General features: G+C 47.8%; 1 protein-coding gene. It reads left to right on the plus strand.

Going from position 1 to position 790, the window contains the following annotated elements; translation table 11 throughout:
- Positions 1–14: 14 nt before the first annotated feature.
- The coding region (locus tag R8N49_RS26420; protein ID WP_318190358.1) for a pyruvate carboxylase subunit B at positions 15–790 on the plus strand (776 nt) is incomplete at its 3' end.

Raw genomic sequence — 790 nt, forward strand, 5'->3', positions numbered from 1 at the left:
AGGAGTTTAAGAGCATGTCTAAACCACTAGCTATTACCGATGTGGTCCTTCGAGACGCCCATCAATCACTGTTTGCTACGCGTATGCGTATCGAAGATATGCTGCCTATCGCAGCTGAGTTGGATAAGATTGGATACTGGTCCCTAGAAACCTGGGGTGGTGCAACGTTTGATTCGTGTATTCGATTCCTTGGGGAAGACCCTTGGGAGCGTCTACGTGAGTTGAAAAAGGCGATGCCAAATACACCAATGCAAATGCTACTTCGTGGTCAAAACCTTTTAGGATATCGCCATTATGCTGATGACGTAGTAGAGAAGTTCGTTGAGCGTGCTCATGCCAACGGTATGGATGTATTCCGTATCTTTGATGCGATGAACGATGTTCGCAATTTCCAAAAAGCGGTGAAATCGGCGGTAGATGTTGGCGCTCATGCGCAAGGCACCCTGTCATACACAACAAGCCCTGTTCACAATACGGATACTTGGGTTGATTTAGCAAAGCGTTTGGAAGATCTCGGTTGTCATTCTCTATGTATCAAAGACATGTCTGGCTTGCTAAAGCCTTACGAAGCGCAAGAGCTAATCACACGCATCAAAGCCTCTTGTGATGTACCACTGGCACTTCACTGCCATGCTACCACTGGTCTTTCTACCGCTACGGCAATCAAAGCGGTAGAGGCTGGTATCGACATCCTCGATACGGCTATTTCTTCGATGAGCTGTACTTACGGGCATACCCCGACAGAAACGGTTGTAGCAATGCTGCAAGGTACTGAGCGCGACACCAACCT

This window comes from Vibrio sp. 1978 (assembly GCF_033344345.1).